This window comes from Amycolatopsis sp. SID8362, from assembly GCF_010550475.1.
Lineage (GTDB): Bacteria > Actinomycetota > Actinomycetes > Mycobacteriales > Pseudonocardiaceae > Amycolatopsis > Amycolatopsis eburnea.
Genome location: NZ_JAAGNB010001742.1, coordinates 1 through 1,450, shown reverse-complemented (window position 1 = coordinate 1,450; position 1,450 = coordinate 1). Strand labels below are relative to the sequence as shown.

Genomic DNA, 1,450 nt, shown 5'->3' with positions numbered 1-1,450 from the left:
CCGGGCGCGCTCGGCCCGGTCGCGCCGCCCGGAGTTCGCGTGCTGCCGGTGCGTGGTGGGCCTGGGGAACAGCGCCGCGTGCTGCTCGCGCATCTGCCCGGGGTGGTGCCGGACCCCGTGGCCCGCGTGGCCGCCGCCTTGCGAGCGGCCGCGCTGGAGACGGACGCCGGGGAGTAGGCAGGCACGGGTCGTGAGTGTTCAGTCGGGTTCTAACCCGACCAAACACTCACGAGCAGCCGGGGCAGGCTTCCTTCTTCGGGACCGCCATCGGCACCACGCGCATCGCCGCGCCGGCCATCGCCGCGTTGCCCACGTGGTCCTGGCCCGCCGCCAGCGTCGAGGCCAGGTGGGACGGGACCGTCTTCGCGCTGCCGTCCATCGCCGTCTTCGCGGCCTGTGCGTTGCCGATCACCGCGGGCACCAGGACGAGCTTCTGCTTCCCCTTGTCCGAAGCCGCGGCCGTGCGGAGCTCCTGGGCCGTGACCGGGACGGCGGGCTTGGTCTGCGGGGGCATCAGTTCAGGCATGCGCACTCCCGTTGTCCGTCAGGAGTTCAGCGTACCGGCCCAGCTCCGCCGGGCGGAACAGCCGCGCCTCGCGCTGGAACTGGCGGGAGACGCCGCGCACCACGTGGCGCATCCCGATGGCGCCGCTGCCGGCGTCGGCCGCCGCCAGTGCCGCCGTGCGGGCCGCCGCCGTGATGCCCGCGCCCGTCATGTCCAGGCGGCACAGCACATCCACGTCGACGTCCGGTGCCAGCGGGGCTTCCGGCGGGAACGCCAAGTGCCACAGGCGGCGGCGCTCCGCCACGCTCGGGCGGGGGAAGTGGACGACGAAGTGGAACCTGCGGGTGAAGGCCGGGTCGATGTTCTCCTTGAGGTTGCTCGTCAGGATGATCAGGCCGTCGCTCGCTTCCAGGCGCTGCAACAGGTACCCGACCTCCAGGTTGGCGTACCGGTCGGTGCCCTGCTTGACCTCGCCGCGCTTGCCGAACAGGGCGTCGGCCTCGTCGAAGAGCAGGACCGCGTGGCTGTCCTCCGCCTGGCGGAACACCTCCTCCATGTTCTTCTCCGTCTCCCCCACCCACTTCGACACCACCTGCGCGAGGTCCACCTTCAGCAGCTCCAGGCCCAGGATCCCGGTGACGACCTCGGCCGACATCGTCTTGCCCGTGCCCGGTTCGCCGGTGAACATCGCCTTGACGCCGCCGGTCGTCGTCTTGCGGGCGAAGCCCCAGTCCTCCGCGATGCGGGGCCACGCGCGGAACGCCGACGCGATCTCCTCGATCTGGGCCAGCTGCGCGTCCGGCAGGACCAGGTCCGCCAGCCCGCGGCGCGGGGTGATCGACTGCACCGCGCCGCTGGACCGCCCCCGGGTCACCGTGGCGATCGCGGGCTCGACGTGGTCGGTGACCGGGTGGCCGGCGCCGGACAATCGCGCGCCGGTGTCGG

Annotated in this window: 2 protein-coding genes; both read right to left on the bottom strand. The window is 72.8% G+C overall.

The window, feature by feature from the left end; all coding sequences use genetic code 11:
* Window positions 1-226: 226 nt before the first annotated feature.
* Window positions 227-526 (bottom strand): hypothetical protein, encoded by a 300-nt coding sequence (locus G3I65_RS58675; RefSeq protein WP_160703901.1) that lies wholly within the window; start codon window positions 524-526, stop codon window positions 227-229.
* Window positions 519-1,450, bottom strand: a 932-nt coding sequence (locus G3I65_RS53255) for an ATP-binding protein (RefSeq protein WP_160703899.1), incomplete at its 5' end; no start/stop codon positions are given. The genes G3I65_RS53255 and G3I65_RS58675, both read right to left, overlap by 8 nt.

Excerpts from the sequence above, each read along its gene's own strand:
- G3I65_RS58675 (WP_160703901.1), bottom strand. The coding sequence starts at position 526 with ATGCCTGAACTGATGCCCCCGCAGACCAAGCCCGCCGTCCCGGTCACG.